Here is a 15167-nt window from a genome sequence, read left to right on the forward strand (position 1 = left end):
CTCGGAAGTGCCGGGCGCTGGCACGGCGGCGTTCCCGGCCCGCCGGATTGGGCCGTAGGCCACCCCTCGGAAGTGCCGGGCGCTGGCACGGCGGCATTCCCGGCCCGCCGGATTGGGCCGTAGGCCACCCCTCGGAAGTGCCGGGCGCTGGCACGGCGGCGTTCCCGGCCCGCCGGATTGGGCCGTAGGCCACCCCTCGGAAGTGCCGGGCGCTGGCACGGCGGCGTTCCCGGCCCGCCGGAGCAGGCCGTAGGCAAGCCCTCGGACGCTGCCGGTCCGGCGGCGTCCGAGGGGTTGCCGCGTCGCGCCGCCACCCGAGCGGTCCCGTCGGCGCGGGGCCCGTGCCGCGCGGCCGTCCCCGTGCTCCGCACCACCGCGGTACGGCTGTCACGGAACCGTAACTCGCCGCCGTGCACGATCCCTTGACACCGACTCCGCTTGGTCAAAGCTACCGAACATTCAGTCGGTGCGTGCCTTCGGCGACCGCCGGCAGAGTTCCACGCCTCACTCATGCCCCCTCAGGAGCAGGCCGAGCCGACGGCCGGGACCCACACGGTCGAGCGCTCTCCGTCGGCGGCGTCGTTCGTGAACCTGCCGCCGGCCTCCTCCGACTCGCTCACGACCAGCCCCCTCGACTGGGGGCCGTCCTCCTGAGGAGCTGAAGTCCCCTTGAGGAGCCCGGTACGGGAATCCGGTGCCGGGCCCTTCCGTCGTGTGGTCAGCCGGCCAGTGGACTCCCGGCGCCGGGCGAGGAGTTGGCGGCGCGTCCCGGGAGCGGCCGTCCGCTCCGGGCGGCCTGAAACCGTTGCCGCGGTCCTCGAAACCCTAGCTCGCAACCACCAGTTCCAGCCGTTGTTCTGATGCGGTCATGACAGCCGCGATCACGGGGTGCCACTCTGCTCTCCGAAAGTTCACCGCCCCCTCACAGCCGGCTCACGTAAAACCCACATCGCGCCACCCCTTCTCCGGCACGGCCAGCAGACGTCATCCCGTCACGTCGTGCCCTTCCGCCCCCACCCCCTCCCACCCGCGCGCCGCCGGACGGCTCGACCCAGCCGACCCGCTCTCCCGGGCTCCGCCGAGCCCGACCACCCCACAGAAGGAGAACGCCATGTCCCGGCAGGACGGTCACCATCGTCGCGTCAGATACAGCGTCACCCTGGCGCTGACCGCCGCAACCACCCTGCTCGCGGCCGGTATCCAGAACGGCACCGCGCTGGCCGCGGCCGGCGACCAGCGCGGCCCCGTCAGGATCCAGGCCACCCCCAGGGCCGGAGCGGCCCCCGCCGCGCTCTCCCCGGCGAAGCGCACCGCGTTGCTCAAGAGCGCCGCGGCAGGTGCCCCCGACACCGCGAAGACCCTCGGCCTCGGCGCCCGCGAGAAGCTCGTCGTCAAGGACGTGACCCAGGACGCCGACGGCACTACGCACACCCGATATGAACGCACCTACGCCGGCCTGCCCGTACTCGGCGGTGACCTGGTCGTGCACGAGAACGGCGGCCGCCTCACCGTGTCGAAGGCCACGAAGGCGGCTCTCGCGCTCCCGTCCACCAAGGCGAAGATCCCCGCCGCCGCGGCGAAGGCCCGGGCACTCAGCACCGCCGCGAAGGCCGGCGCCGAGCAGCCCAAGGCCGACCGTGCCCCCCGGCTCGTCGTCTGGGCCGCCTCGGGCAAGCCCGCCCTGGCCTGGGAGTCGGTGATCGGCGGCTTCCAGGACGACGGCACGCCCAACGAACTCCACGTGATCACCGACGCGGCGTCGGGCAAGCAGCTGTTCCGGTACCAGGGCGTCGAAACCGGCACCGGCACCGGGCAGTTCAACGGGAGCGTGCCCCTCAGCACCACGCTCTCCGGCTCGACCTACCAACTCGTCGACGGCGACCGTGCCGGACACCGCACCTACGACCTGAACCAGGGCACCTCCGGCACCGGCACCCTCTTCACCGACGACAACGATGTCTGGGGCGACGGCACCCCGGCCAACCGGCAGACCGCGGGCGTGGACGTCGCCTTCGGCGCGGCGGCCACCTGGGACTTCTACAAGAACGTCTTCGGCCGCAACGGCATACGCAACGACGGTGTCGCCGCCTACAGCCGCGCCCACTACGGCAACAACTACGTCAACGCCTTCTGGCAGGACGCCTGCTTCTGCATGACGTACGGCGACGGCTCCGGCAACACCCACCCGCTCACCGCGCTCGACGTCGCCGCCCACGAGATGAGCCACGGCGTCACCGCCGCCACCGCGGGCCTCACCTACTCCGGCGAGTCGGGCGGCCTGAACGAGGCGACCTCCGACATCTTCGCCGCCGCGGTCGAGTTCTACGAGAACCTGCCCGCCGACGTCCCGGACTACGAGGTCGGCGAGAAGATCGACATCAACGGTGACGGCACCCCGCTGCGTTACATGGACAAGCCGTCCAAGGACGGCGCGTCCAGCGACAACTGGAGCCCGTCCCTCGGCGGACTCGACGTCCACTACTCCTCGGGCCCGGCCAACCACTTCTTCTACCTGCTCTCCGAGGGCAGCGGAGCGAAGACCGTGAACGGGGTCGCCTACGACAGCCCCACCTACGACGGCCAGCCGGTGACCGGCATCGGCATCGAGAACGCCCAGCAGGTCTGGTACCGGGCACTCACCACCTACATGACGTCGAGCACCACCTACGCGGGCGCCCGTACGGCCACCCTCCAGGCCGCGGCCGACCTCTTCGGCGCCTACAGCCCCTCCTACCTCGCCGTCGCCGACGCGTGGGCGGCGATCAACGTGGGCAACCGGATCGCGCTAGGCGTCAACGTGGCACCGATCGCGGACCAGATCAGCGGCATCGGGCAGGCGGTGTCGCTCCAGACGGACGCGTACACCACGAACTCCGGCGCGGGCCTGACGTACACGGCGACCGGCCTGCCGGACGGACTGACCATCAGCGACACGGGTCTGATCTCCGGCACCCCCACCACGCTCGGGACCAGTGACGTCACGGTCACGGTCACCGACGACACGGGGGCCACCGCCACCGAGCGCTTCTCCTGGCAGGTGGCCTACGTCTACGCCAGCACCACCCGGGTCGACATCCCCGACAACGGCGCCGCGGTGGAGTCCCCGGTCACCGTCACCGGCCGCACCGGGAACGCCTCCGCCACCACCCAGGTCTACGTCAAGATCATCCACACCTACCGGGGCGACCTGACCGTCGACCTCGTCGGCCCCGACGGAACCGTCTACTCCCTGCTGAACCGCAGCGGCGGCTCCGCCGACAACGTCGACCAGACCTTCACCGTCAACGCCTCCGCACAGCCCCTGAACGGCACCTGGAAGCTCCGGGTCCAGGACCGAGCCGCGATCGACGTCGGCTACATCGAGCAGTGGCGGCTCACGCCCTGAGCCCAGTCGGCGCACCCGGAGCCGTTGCCCCGGCACGCCCACCGCGCGCCGGGGCAACGGCTTCCACCCCGCGCCGGGTCCCCCTAGGTGCTGCGACCGGAAAGGTTCACCGGCTCGCGACGCGAGCCGCGAGCTTCCCGGCAAACCTTCCCGCGCCGTTCCTGCTCACCCGTGCGGTGCTGCCGCACATGCTGGCGGCGGGCCGGGGCACGATCGTCAACACCGCCTCCGAGGCCGGTCTGCGCGGCAGCGCGGCCGGCGCGGCCTACACCGCCTCGAAGCACGGTGTCGTCGGTCTGACCCAAGAGCCTGGCGGTGATGTACCGCAACCAGGGCATCCGGGCCAACGCCATCGCGCCCGGCGGCACCAGGACCGGGATCCAGATCGACCTGGCGGACAGCGCCCACGGGCCGGCCGCGCTCGGCCCGTACTTCGGCAACGTCGGCCAGGTCTCCGAGCCCGAGGAGCAGGCGGCCGCGATCGTCTTCCTGGCCTCGGACGCGGCCTGCAACATCAACGGCGCGATCCTGCCGGTGGACAACGGCTGGGCGGTCGTCTGACCCCTCCTCTGCCAGGGGCGGCCGGTCAGCCGCCCTCGGTGAACAGCGCCGCCAGACGCTCTCCTTCCGCCTGCGCCGCGTCCTGGTCCTCGATGGGCTTGGCCTCGGAGTCCTTGAAGACGATGTAGGTGACACCGGACGGCACCCCGCCGACGCGTGGGTCGGGGTCCATGCCCAGGCCCTTCGCGGTGGCGTACGACGCCTCGCCGATGATGTCGGTGGGTCCCGTGTCGCCGACGACGGCGTACTGCACCTGGTCCTTGTAGATGACGGCGGCGATCGCACCGCCCCGGATGCCGTGCGCCCGGTAGTCCCAGCGACTGCTGGGGCCGGGTACGACGACATAGGGCAGCGTCTCCGCGTTGAGGTGGCTGCCGTCGGACTGCTGGAAGGCGGTGGCGGCGGAGAACGCCGGGTCGGCGGTGCGGTTGCAGTGGGCGGTGACCTGGCCGTCGCAGTCGATGTCGAGGTCGGCCTCCCAGAAGACGGCCTGCTCGGTGCCGCACACGGGGACGGTGGCGGCGGTTCCGGCGTCGGTGCGATAGCGGCTCTTGGAGACCTCGGTGCAGTCGCGCATCCGGGCTCGCAGGTCGGTGGCGGTGATGCGGTGCCGTGCTCCGGGGGCGGTGAGCGAGGCAGCGGGGGCGGGCAGTGTGGTCGGGGCGAGCAGGGCGGCGCCGGCGGTGGCCAGCGTCAGCGTCTGGAGACGCACGATGGGGGACCCTCTCCGTGGGGGACATGGAGTCAACCGGTCCAATGTGGTGGGGGCGAGGCGGCCGGGCCAGGAAGCGGAGGCCGTAGAGGGCCGTTCGGAGCAACGAAGTGACACTCCGTGAGAATCCGTCAGGGGCCGGGGCGTCGAGCCGGTGTCAGCCCGGTCGCCCCGGCCGCCCGCGTCGGCGCGGGATCAGCGACGACAGCGTTCCGCGCCACGGGCGCGAACTCCCCTTCCCTCTCGGGAAGTTCGGCCGTAGAGCCCTCAGCATACGTAACTCTCCCCCGCTGTCTCCAATACGGCCCTCTTGATGTCCGCATCCCGGGCAGGTCATATTGGTCCGTACCTTTGCCGTGCTGCCGTCCCCGGGGAGGCGCAACCGTGCGCCGAGTTGTCGTCCTGGTCTGCGCCCTGCTGTTCACGGCCTCCTGCGGCTGGGGCGGGGCCGCCGACGGCGACAGCGCCCGGCTGCCCGGCGCCCCCACGGGGGTCACCGCGGCGGCCGGGAGCGCGACGAGCGTGCATGTGATGTGGAACGCGTTGCCGGCCGGTTCGGGCGTCCGCGTCTATGAGGTGTACCGCGGCACCACGAAGGTCGTCGAAGTGCCGGGGTCGCAGCACATGGTGGACGTCACCAGGCTCAGGCCGTCCACCATGTATGCCTTCACCGTCCGGGCGCGGGGCGACGACGGCAGCCTCGGCCCGCGCAGCCGTGCGGTGCGGGCGACGACGCCGGCGGTGATCGCGGCGGACCGCGCGGCGCCGACACGTCCGGTGCACCCGAGCGGCCGGGCCGTGGGCAGCCGTGCGGTACAGCTGTCCTGGGGCGCCGCCAAGGACGACCGGGCGGTGGTGTCGTACGACATCTACCAGGGCGGTGCGAAGATCCACAGTGTGGGCGGGAACCAGACCGCGACCGTGGTCACGGGGCTGCGGCCGGGTACGCGTTATGTGTTCAGCGTCCGGGCCCGGGACGCGGCCGACAACCTCTCGCCGGCCGGCGCGGCGGTGCGCCTGGCCACACCGGGCAGCGACGACGGCCGGAACACCGCGCCGACCGGGTTCACAGCGAAGAGCCACGAGGAGAGCGGGGCGTACTACCTCGATCTGGCCTGGGATCCGCCACGCCTGGACGGGGTGATCACGGAGTACCAGATCCGGCTCGACAGCGGTACGACGACCTCGCTGGTCTGGGGCGGCACCCCGCCCAAGGGCCACTCGACCTATAGCTTCTATGTGGGGCGGGACCATGGGGTGGTGCACCATGTGCGGCTGCGGGCGCGGCTGCCGGACGGGACCTGGGGCGGGTGGTCGGCGCAGCGCGCCGTCACGACGGGGGCGTGATCCGCATCCCGGCCTGGGCCGGACGGAGGAATAGATCACCTGGACGGCCGCCCCCGGGTGCGGCGCGGGCCGCCGCCGCTTTGGCTGACCCTGAGGCAGCACGGGAGTCTCCCGATCCTCGGCGGCGCAAGGGACGTTCCGCCTACCGTGCCGCCGGAGGGCAGCCACATGCGAAACTCACGACTTCTCCTCCGCTCCGGCCTGACCCTGGCGGCCGCCGCCGCGCTCCCGACCTGGCTGGCCGGGCCGTCCGCCGCGCTCTCGGGCATCTCGGTGAGCACCATCGGCACCACGGTCTCGGTGGTCACCAGCGCCTGCACGCAGAGCGGCGGCAGCTGGGGCAACGCCTCGCTGCTCAACAGCGGCCAGACCGCCTTCGCCCAGGGGCGGCAGGCGGCCCTGGCAGGCACCACGGTGAGCCAGTCGGCCGCCTGGTCGGGGGTGTCGCCGGGCACCTACACGGTGGTCGTCGTCTGCTCCAACGGCGGGACGGCGGGCACCCAGTCGGTGATCGTGTCCGGAACCGCCGCGGCGCCGACGACCTCCTCCACCACCAGGTCGGCCGCGCCGTCCCGGGGCGTGATGGGCGGGCTGGGCGGTGCCGCCCGCGACTACGGTCCGCTCACGCTGGGCATCGGCGCGGCGCTGGTCGGCTCGGGCATCATCGCCACCGGCTGGTACCTGCGCAAGCGCTCGAAGCCGTACCGGCTCTGACCCCGCTCAGGTCTCCGGGAGTTCGCCGAACTCCCGCAGGGCCTGGCTGAGCCACTGTGTCCAGAAGGACTCCAGGTCGATGCCGGCCCGCAGCACCAGGTGCCGCAGCCGGTCCTCGGGGGTGTCCTTGCCCGGCGGGAAGTCGCGCCGCTGGATCTCCTCGTACTCGGCCAACTGCCTTTGGTGCAGCTCCAGATGGCGGCGCAGGTCGGCTTCGAGTCCGTCGGTGCCGACGACCGCCGCCGCGCGCAGCCGCAGCAGCAGCACGTCCCGCTGCGGCTTGGGGTCCTGGGCGGTGGCGGTCCAGCGGGCGAGTTCGGCGCGGCCCGCGGGCAGGACCTCGTAGCTCTTCTTCTGCCCGCGGACCGGCTGTTCGGCCGGCAGCGTGCGGATGTAGCCCTCGGCCTCCAGCTTTCCCAGCTCGCGGTAGATCTGCTGGTGCGTGGCCGACCAGAAGTAGCCGATCGACCTGTCGAACCTGCGGGTCAGCTCCAGCCCCGACGACGGCTTCTCTAGCAGGGCGGTGAGGATCGCGTGCGGGAGTGACATGGGCTCATCCTAGGGACGGCCCCTACAGGGCGGCCGCCAGCTCGGTGCCCTGCTTGATGGCGCGCTTGGCGTCCAGCTCGGCGGCGACGTCGGCACCGCCGATGACGTGGGCGCTGCAGCCGGCGGCGACCAGCTCCTCGTACAGGTCCCGGCGCGGTTCCTGCCCGGTGCACAGCACGACGGTGTCGACCTCCAGGACGGTGCTCTCCCCGTCGACGGTGACATGCAGCCCGGCGTCGTCGATCAGGTCGTACCGCACGCCCGGGACCATGGTGACGCCCCGGTGCTTGAGTTCGGCGCGGTGGATCCAGCCGGTGGTCTTGCCGAGGCCGGCGCCGACCTTGCCGGTCCGGCGCTGGAGCAGGTGGACGGTGCGCGGGGGCGCGGGGCGATCGGGGGCGGCGAGGCCGCCGGGTGCCCGGTAGTCCATGTCGACGCCCCAGTGCCTGAAGTAGGTCGCCGGGTCCTCGCTCGCCTTGTCGCCGCCGTCGGTGAGGTACTCGGCGACGTCGAAGCCGATGCCGCCGGCGCCGAGGATCGCGACCCGGTCGCCGACGGGGGCGCCGTCGCGCAGCACGTCGAGGTAGCCGAGGACGCGGGGGTGGTCGACGCCGGGGATGTCGGGGGTGCGCGGGGTGACGCCGGTGGCGACCACGACCTCGTCGTAGCCGGTGACGTCCGCGGGCTCGACGGTCGTGTTCAGGCGTACGTCCACGCCATGGGCGTCGAGCTGGTGGCGGAAGTAGCGCAGGGTCTCGTCGAACTCCTGCTTGCCGGGGACCTTGCGGGCCACGTTCAGCTGGCCGCCGATCTCGGCCGCCGCGTCGAACAGGGTCACCTGGTGGCCGCGTTCGGCCGCGGAGACCGCGCAGGCGAGGCCGGCCGGTCCCGCGCCGACCACCGCGACGCGCTTCTTCAGCCGGGTCGGGGCGAGGACCAGTTCGGTCTCGTGGCAGGCGCGCGGGTTGACCAGGCAGGAGGTGATCTTGCCGCTGAAGGTGTGGTCGAGGCAGGCCTGGTTGCAGCCGATGCAGGTGTTGATGGCCTCGGGCGTGCCGGCCGCGGCCTTGGCGACGAAGTCCGGGTCGGCGAGCATCGGGCGGGCCACCGAGACCATGTCCGCGCCGCCCTCGGCGAGCAACTCCTCGGCGAGTTCCGGGGTGTTGATGCGGTTGGTGGTGACCAGCGGGACGGAGACCTCGCCCATCAGCCGCTTGGTGACCCAGGTGTAGGCGCCGCGCGGCACCGAGGTGGCGATGGTGGGGATCCGGGCCTCGTGCCAGCCGATGCCGGTGTTGATGATGGTCGCCCCGGCGGCCTCGACGGCCTTGGCGAGGGTGATCACCTCGTCGAGGGAGGAGCCGCCGGGCACCAGGTCCAGCATGGACAGCCGGTAGACGATGATGAAGTCCGCGCCGACGGCCTCGCGTACCCGGCGGACGATCTCGACGGGGAACCGCATCCGGTTCTCGTACGACCCGCCCCAGCGGTCGGTGCGGTGGTTGGTCCGGGCGGCGATGAACTCGTTGACGAGATAGCCCTCGGAGCCCATGATCTCGACGCCGTCGTAGCCGGCCTGCCGGGCGAGGCGGGCGGCGCGGACGTAGTCGTCGATGGTCCGCTCGATGTCCTCGTCGGTGAGTTCACGGGGCGGGAAGGGGCTGATCGGTGCCTGGAGCGGGCTGGGCGCGACGAGGTCGCGGTGGTAGGCGTACCGGCCGAAGTGCAGGATCTGCATCGCGATCCGGCCGCCCTCGCGGTGCACGGCCTCGGTGACGGCCCGGTGCCGCTCGGCCTCCTCCCCGGTGGTGAGCTTGGCGCCGCCCTCGTACGGCCGGCCCTCCTCGTTGGGCGCGATACCGCCGGTGACGATGAGGCCCACTCCCCCGCGGGCCCGGGCCGCGTAGAACTCCGCCATCCGCTCGAAACCGCGCTCGGCCTCCTCCAGGCCCACGTGCATGGAGCCCATGAGCACGCGGTTGGGCAGGGTGGTGAAGCCCAGGTCGAGGGGTTTCAGCAGATGCGGGTAACGGCTCATCGGGACCTCCGTGCGCGGTGTCTTCGCATCAGTTCTAAAGGACCGCGCACGGATTATGCAACTAGTTGCACAAAGGCTCCGGGGTGACGTGTCTCAGATCACCGGTCACCGGCCTTCGAGCAGGACGTGCAGTTCCCTCTCCTGGTCGCCGGAGGCGGAGGACAGGTTGCGCACCGTGAACAGGGAGTCGAGGGTCGTGCGGAGCCGGTCGATCGCCCAGTAGCCGCCCTGCGCGTCGGCCTCGACGGAGGCCGCGAGCCGGGGCGGCGGGGTGCACTCGTGGGCATCGGTGACCTCGAACGTGCCGAGCCACACCATCGGGCGGGACTCGTGGAGCTGCTGGGGCACGTCCTCGGCCTCCCGGTCGGACTCGAAGCACTGGCACAGCGCGTCGAACACGATCCGGGCGTCTTCCTTGCTGCATCCGCTGATCTCAAGCGAGACGGGTTCCTCGTGCAGTCGCTCAGGACCCATGGTGATCGCTCCTCTCATGGCGATGGCGCGGTCTCACGGATTCCCCCGCGAACCGCGCCATGCCAACAGAAAAGCACCTATTCCCGGGTGGTGCACCACCCGGGCAGGGAGCTCAGCCCCGCGTGAACTTGTACGTCTTGCTGTCCGTGAGGATGCAGAACCCCGGCGACATCACGATGACGCGAAGGGTGCCGGTGCGCCGGTCGTAGTCGATGCCCTCGGCCTCGAAGGTGCCCGAGCAGGAACTGCGCAGCGGGAGCTGGCGCAGCGCGGTGACATGACCGGTGACGTTGCCGGAGCCGGGCTGGGCGGACAGGTCGATCTGCAGGAGCGGCTTGGTGTAGCCGAAGAGGCTGCCGTCCGGGTCGTCCGAGGAGCACAGCAGCGTGGTCGCGCCGGAGAAGTCGCAGCCCTGGACGTCACGCACCGCGTGGTCCAGGTTGACGACGGACGCCAGCGGGAGGTTCGCGGACGGTGAGGTGCTCTTGTTGACGCCCGGGGTCGGGAAGACCAGGAAGCGGGTCATCGTGCCGTACTCGCCGGAGAGCATGTACTGGCCGTCGGGCGAGATGGCGTCCCAGGAGTTGTTGAGGGCCTCTCCCGAGGCGAGCGTGTGCACGTACTCGGACCAGGTGCCGCCGGGGTCCTGCACCCGGTACATCTTGGCGGTGCCGGAATCCGCCTGGTAGGGCTCGACGTAGTAGCCGTCGTACGACTCGTCGGGGTCGCCGACGTGGTTCCAGCCGCGGCTGGAGACGCCGATCGGGATGGTGCCGACGCCGGTGTAGCGGTTGGCGCTGTTGGCGGGGACCTCGACCGAGGTCAGCCCCTGGCTCTCGGTGAGCGGGTCGGCGCGGTCGGAGCCGGTCTCGGTCCAGGTGCCGGCGGCGGACGCCGGGCCGGTCGAGAGGGCGAAGGCCGCGGCGAGGGCGACCAGGGCGGTCAGGCCTGCGCGACAACGTTGCCGGGTGGACGCGGGCATGGAAGCGTACTCCTCGGTTCGGGGGGTGGGACGCGCGTGCGGCGCTCAGTCTGGCGTGCGCCTGACAGGCATGTACAGACCAATGACGGAACGGGAAAGTGAACTCACGCCCCTGCCGCCCCTGTGGTTGTTTCGCCGCACGGAAGCCGCCGTGGTGAGAGATGGTGGAAAAGTCGGCGGCGGCGTCGGAGAGTCGGGTGTGAGCGCGATAGAACAAGGGGAGTCGGCACGGGGGACGGCGTGCCGTGCGGAGGTGCGAAGGCGGTGCGTGGGATGAGTCCAGCCGAGGCTTCAGCGGCCGAGGGCGAAGAGCCGGGGCGCGGACCCGTGCGACCGGGCGGACTGCTCGACGTCCTCGGCATGGCCTCCGTCGTGCTGGACGCCAAGGGGCGCATCGTGCTGTGGAGCCCCCAGGCCGAGGAGCTGTTCGGGTATTCGGCCCGCGAGGCGCTGGGGCAGTACGCGGCCCGGCTGATGGTCCACGAACGCCACATCGATCTGGTCGGCAAGCTGTTCGCGGACGTGATGAGCACCGGGCAGAGCTGGGCGGGCGGCTTCCCGATCCGGCACAAGGACGGCTCCACCCATGTGGTGGAGTTCCGCAACATGCGGCTCATGGACGCCAACGGCGACGTGTTCGCGCTGGGGCTCGCCGCCGACCAGTCGACCGTGCGCCGGCTGGAGCAGGACGTGGCGCTGTCCGAGCGGATCGTGAAGCAGTCGCCGATCGGGCTGGCCGTTCTCGACACGGAGCTGCGGTTCGTCTCGGTCAACCCGGCGCTGGAGCGGATCAACGGGGTCCCGGCGGAGGAGCACGTGGGGCGGACGCTCCGCGAGGTGCTGCCGCATCTGGATGCCGACGCCCTGGAGTCGGCGTACCTGCAGGTGCTGCGGACCGGCGAGCCGGTGATCGACCGGTCCGCGGTGGGCAGCACGCCTGCCGACCCGGACGAGGAGCACATCTGGTCGCTGTCGGTCTACCGGCTGGAGGACGCGCTGAACAACGTCCTGGGCGTGGCGACCTCGGTGGTGGACATCACCGAGCCGTACCGGGCCGGTGTCGAGGCGGAGAACGCGCGCCGGCGCCTGGCCGTGATCGCCGACGCCTCGACCCGGATCGGCACCACCCTGGACCTGGAGCGCACCGCCGCCGAGCTGGCCGACGTCGCCGTGCCGGAGCTGGCCGACGTGGCGGCCGTGGACCTGCTGGACACGGTGGTCGAGGGCCGGCGCAGCACGCTGGGACCGGCCGAGCCGGCCGTGATCCGCGCTCTCGCCGTGCGCGCCGAGCAGGCGCCGGACGTGGTCCAGGCGGCCGACCCACCGGGCACGGTCTCCCCGTACGCACCGGACCGGCTGGTCACCGAGTGTGTGCGGACCGGTGAAGCGGTCCTGGTGCCGCAGGTCAAGGACGAGGACCTGCCGAGGATCGCCCGCTCCCCCGAGGCGGTCGAGCTGCTGGCCCGGGCCGGGCTGCACTCTTATCTGGCCGTGCCACTGATCGCACGCGGCGAGGTGCTGGGCGCCCTCGATCTCAAACGCACCCGCAATCCGGCGCCCTTCGACGAGGACGATCTGCTGCTGGCCCGGGAACTGGCCGGCCGTGCGGCCGTGCAGATCGACAACGCCCGCTGGTACCAGAACGCCCGTACGACCGCCCTCACCCTCCAGCGCAGTCTGCTGCCCACGCATCCCCGGGTCACCAACGGCCTGGAGGTCGCCTCCCGCTACCAGCCGGCGGGCGAGACCGTCGAGGTGGGCGGCGACTGGTTCGACGTGATCCCGCTGGACGGCGGCAGAACGGCCCTCGTGGTGGGGGACGTGATGGGCAGCGGCATCAACGCGGCCGCGACGATGGGCCGGCTGCGCACCGCGACGACCACCCTGGCCGCGCTGGGCCTCGATCCGGCCGTCCTGCTGGAGCACCTGGACAAGACCACCTCGGGTCTCGACCACTCCATCGCGACCTGCGTGTACGCCGTGCACGACCCCCGGCTGCGCCAGTGCCGGATCGCCAACGCGGGCCATCTGCCCCCGGCCCGGGTCCGCCCCGGCCGGCCGCCGGAACTGCTCGACCTGCCCACCGGGGTCCCGCTGGGCGTCGGCGGCATTCCCTTCGCCACGACGACCGTGGACTTCGAGCCCGGCGACGAGCTGGTGTTCTACACCGACGGTCTGGTCGAGACCCGCCGCCACTCGCTCGACGAGCGGCTGGACGCGCTGCTGGCCCTCCTCGACGCCCCCGCCCGCCCGCTGGAGGAGGTCTGCGACCTGCTGTTGCGGGAGCTGCACCACCCCGACAACCACGACGACGTCGCGCTGCTCATCGCGCGGGCCCAGGAGCTGCCGTAGCCGAGACGCCCGACAGCCCCAGGTCCGCCGCACGCCGAGTGCGTGTCGGCGAACTCCCACAGTTCACAGAAGAGGCATGCATCGCCGTGCCGCCCGTCGACGAGCCACTCAGGCAGCGGGACGGCGACCTAGTCCTGGTCCCGTACGCCGATCACGACGTTGGCGTACAGCTCCTCCGAGACCGCGAGCCGGGCGGTCAGACCGGCGGCGGCGAAGGCCCCGACGGCCGCCCCTGCCTGGCGTTCGCTGGTCTCGACGAGGACGCAGCCACCGGGCGCGAGCCACTCGGGCGCCCCGGCGGCGACCCTGCGCAGCACGTCGAGGCCGTCGCCGCCGCCGTCGAGGGCGACCAGCGGCTCGTGGTCGCGGGCCTCGGCCGGCAGCAGGCCCACCTCGCCGCTGGGGACGTAGGGCACGTTGGCCGCGAGGATGCCGATCCGGCCGCGCAGGGCGGCGGGCAGCGCGTCGAACAGGTCTCCGAGGTGTGCGTGACCGCCGTAGGGGGCGATGTTGCGCCGGGCGCAGTCGACCGCGGCCGGGTCGATGTCGGCGGCATGCAGTTCGGTGTCCCCGAGGGCGGCGGCGAGGGCCGCGCCCACCGCGCCGGAGCCGCAGCACAGGTCCACGACGACGGACGCCTCCGGGGCCTGTGCCAGGGCCTCGCCGACCAGGAACTCGGTACGGCGGCGGGGCACGAACACGCCCGGTTCCACGAGCACCCGCAGCCCGCGGAAGCCGGCCCAGCCGAGGACGTGTTCGAGGGGCTGCCCGGCGGCGCGCCGGTCCACCATCGTGGTCAGCTCGTCCGGGGTGCCGGCGGTGGCGAGCATCAGCTCCGCCTCGTCCTCGGCGAAGACGCAGCCCGCGGCGCGCAGCGCGGAGACGACGGCGGTGGTGTCGGAGAGTGAGAGCATCGCCGAGAGCCTATCCGGCCGCCGGTCACACGCCGACCGTTTCTTCTTCTTCCGCTTCCGTCTCGGCCCCGGCCACCTCCGCCGTGAGCCCGGCGGGCGAGTCCGGTACGGCCGTGCGTGCGGCCGGGGCCTTGGCCCGCTCGTACGCCGCCGCGACCGCGGTGACCGCGAGGCCGACCAGCAGCCAGACGACGAGGGTCCACACGTTGCGGCCCAGGCCGTCGTCGCCGAAGTAGAGCAGGCTGCGGATGCCCTCGACGAAGCCGGCGCCGTTCCAGAAGGCGTGCAGGGTGCCGAAGAAGCCGTTCTGCAGCTCGGGGCGGAACAACCCGCCGGAGCTGGTGAAGTTGAGCATCACGAACAGCACCATCATGGCCAGCGTGGTCCACCGCTTCAGGAAGGTGTGCAGGCCGACGCCGATGAGCAGGATGCCCGCCGAGTAGAGCCAGGCCATGCCCCAGACGCCGGCCAGGTCGTGGTGGGCGAGGTGGAACACCGGCCCGGCGAGCAGGGCGCCGATGCCGCTGACGACGGCGGAGACGCCGAGCGCGAGCAGGGCGCGTATCCGCATGGGGAGCGTGCCGCCGGCCGCGCCGAGCGTGGCGACCGAGGCGTACGAGCCGATGCTCACCGCGATGAGCAGGAAGAACAGGCCCTGTCCTGTGGGGTCGTCGGCGACCGGCCGAGCCACGTCGGTGACCTTGAGCGGGACGCCCTCCTCGGCGGCGACCGGGGTGAAGACCTTCTCGACGGCGGTGGCGCCCATGTCGGAGGCGGCGGTCGCGACCAGCAGTTCCGGCGCCTTGGCGCTCGGCACATAGGCGCCGGTCACGGTACGGGACGTCAGCAGGTGGACGGCTTCGGTACGGGTCGGGACGGTGCGGACGTCGAGCCGGTCACCGGCGGTGTCCTTGACGGTCTGCGCGAACACCTTCGCCTCCGGTCCGGCGCCGACCACGGCGACGGGCAGGTGGTTCGGCTCCGGGTGGACGAACGCACCCAGGTACGCCAGCCCCATACCCAGGCACATCAGCAGCGGGGTGATCAGGTGCGTGAGCACATGGCGCAGTGCCGGTGACCTCATCGCGTACGACCTCCATACCTTCCGGCCAAACTGGTTGGCTTATACAACTCACACT

Annotated in this window: 11 protein-coding genes and 1 pseudogene; 5 read left to right on the forward strand and 7 right to left on the reverse strand. The window is 72.0% G+C overall.

The window, feature by feature from the left end; genetic code table 11:
* Positions 1–1111: 1111 nt before the first annotated feature.
* Positions 1112–3385, forward strand: coding sequence for a M4 family metallopeptidase (locus tag AB0N16_RS33210; protein WP_365803230.1), 2274 nt, complete (start codon positions 1112–1114; stop codon positions 3383–3385).
* Positions 3386–3528: 143 nt separating this feature from the next.
* A pseudogene (locus AB0N16_RS33215) lies at positions 3529–3946 on the forward strand (SDR family oxidoreductase); the annotation flags it as partial.
* Positions 3947–3971: 25 nt separating this feature from the next.
* On the opposite strand, the gene AB0N16_RS33220 reads toward AB0N16_RS33215, so the two are convergent.
* Complete coding sequence (locus tag AB0N16_RS33220; RefSeq protein ID WP_365803232.1) at positions 3972–4658, reverse strand: glycoside hydrolase family 75 protein; 687 nt, start codon at positions 4656–4658, stop codon at positions 3972–3974.
* A 384-nt stretch (positions 4659–5042) separates the two neighbouring features.
* Here AB0N16_RS33220 and AB0N16_RS33225 point away from each other — a divergent pair, with 384 nt between their 5' ends.
* Both AB0N16_RS33225 and AB0N16_RS33230 read left to right on the forward strand, forming a co-directional pair.
* Positions 5043–6005, forward strand: a complete 963-nt coding sequence (locus AB0N16_RS33225; protein ID WP_365803234.1) for a fibronectin type III domain-containing protein — start codon at positions 5043–5045, stop codon at positions 6003–6005.
* A gap of 168 nt (positions 6006–6173) precedes the next feature.
* On the forward strand, positions 6174–6719 hold the full coding sequence (locus AB0N16_RS33230) for a hypothetical protein (RefSeq protein WP_365803237.1): 546 nt from the start codon (positions 6174–6176) through the stop codon (positions 6717–6719).
* Positions 6720–6725: 6 nt separating this feature from the next.
* On the opposite strand, the gene AB0N16_RS33235 is transcribed toward AB0N16_RS33230, so the two are convergent.
* The 4 genes from AB0N16_RS33235 to AB0N16_RS33250 all read right to left on the reverse strand — a co-directional run bounded on the left by AB0N16_RS33235 (position 6726) and on the right by AB0N16_RS33250 (position 10762).
* Complete coding sequence (locus AB0N16_RS33235) at positions 6726–7268, reverse strand: PadR family transcriptional regulator (RefSeq protein WP_365803239.1); 543 nt, start codon at positions 7266–7268, stop codon at positions 6726–6728.
* A gap of 22 nt (positions 7269–7290) precedes the next feature.
* Positions 7291–9306: an NADPH-dependent 2,4-dienoyl-CoA reductase gene (locus AB0N16_RS33240; protein WP_365803241.1), complete on the reverse strand. Its 2016-nt coding sequence runs from the start codon at positions 9304–9306 to the stop codon at positions 7291–7293.
* A gap of 105 nt (positions 9307–9411) precedes the next feature.
* Positions 9412–9780 (reverse strand): hypothetical protein, encoded by a 369-nt coding sequence (locus AB0N16_RS33245; RefSeq protein WP_365803243.1) that lies wholly within the window; start codon positions 9778–9780, stop codon positions 9412–9414.
* 112 nt (positions 9781–9892) lie between these two features.
* Entirely contained in the window at positions 9893–10762 is an 870-nt protein-coding gene (locus tag AB0N16_RS33250) for a hypothetical protein (protein ID WP_365803245.1), read from the reverse strand.
* A gap of 273 nt (positions 10763–11035) precedes the next feature.
* Between AB0N16_RS33250 and AB0N16_RS33255 the strand changes: the two genes are divergently transcribed.
* Entirely contained in the window at positions 11036–13114 is a 2079-nt protein-coding gene (locus tag AB0N16_RS33255) for a SpoIIE family protein phosphatase (RefSeq protein WP_365803247.1), read from the forward strand.
* A 128-nt stretch (positions 13115–13242) separates the two neighbouring features.
* Here AB0N16_RS33255 and AB0N16_RS33260 read toward each other — a convergent pair whose 3' ends face one another.
* Both AB0N16_RS33260 and AB0N16_RS33265 read right to left on the reverse strand, forming a co-directional pair.
* Positions 13243–14028 carry a putative protein N(5)-glutamine methyltransferase gene (locus AB0N16_RS33260; RefSeq protein WP_365803249.1) on the reverse strand — a complete coding sequence of 262 codons (786 nt, stop codon included), beginning with the start codon at positions 14026–14028 and terminating at the stop codon, positions 13243–13245.
* Between the two features lie 25 nt (positions 14029–14053).
* Entirely contained in the window at positions 14054–15112 is a 1059-nt protein-coding gene (locus AB0N16_RS33265; protein ID WP_365803251.1) for a hypothetical protein, read from the reverse strand.
* Between the last annotated feature and the right edge of the window lie 55 nt (positions 15113–15167).

The sequence above is a fragment of the Streptomyces sp. NPDC051105 genome, from assembly GCF_040682795.1.
Classification (GTDB): Bacteria; Actinomycetota; Actinomycetes; order Streptomycetales; family Streptomycetaceae; genus Streptomyces.

Excerpts from the sequence above, each read along its gene's own strand:
- AB0N16_RS33210 (WP_365803230.1), top strand. The coding sequence starts at position 1,112 with ATGTCCCGGCAGGACGGTCACCATCGTCGCGTCAGATACAGCGTCACC.
- AB0N16_RS33230 (WP_365803237.1), top strand. The coding sequence starts at position 6,174 with ATGCGAAACTCACGACTTCTCCTCCGCTCCGGCCTGACCCTGGCGGCC.
- AB0N16_RS33235 (WP_365803239.1), bottom strand. The coding sequence starts at position 7,268 with ATGTCACTCCCGCACGCGATCCTCACCGCCCTGCTAGAGAAGCCGTCG.
- AB0N16_RS33240 (WP_365803241.1), bottom strand. The coding sequence starts at position 9,306 with ATGAGCCGTTACCCGCATCTGCTGAAACCCCTCGACCTGGGCTTCACC.
- AB0N16_RS33245 (WP_365803243.1), bottom strand. The coding sequence starts at position 9,780 with ATGGGTCCTGAGCGACTGCACGAGGAACCCGTCTCGCTTGAGATCAGC.
- AB0N16_RS33250 (WP_365803245.1), bottom strand. The coding sequence starts at position 10,762 with ATGCCCGCGTCCACCCGGCAACGTTGTCGCGCAGGCCTGACCGCCCTG.
- AB0N16_RS33255 (WP_365803247.1), top strand. The coding sequence starts at position 11,036 with ATGAGTCCAGCCGAGGCTTCAGCGGCCGAGGGCGAAGAGCCGGGGCGC.
- AB0N16_RS33260 (WP_365803249.1), bottom strand. The coding sequence starts at position 14,028 with ATGCTCTCACTCTCCGACACCACCGCCGTCGTCTCCGCGCTGCGCGCC.
- AB0N16_RS33265 (WP_365803251.1), bottom strand. The coding sequence starts at position 15,112 with ATGAGGTCACCGGCACTGCGCCATGTGCTCACGCACCTGATCACCCCG.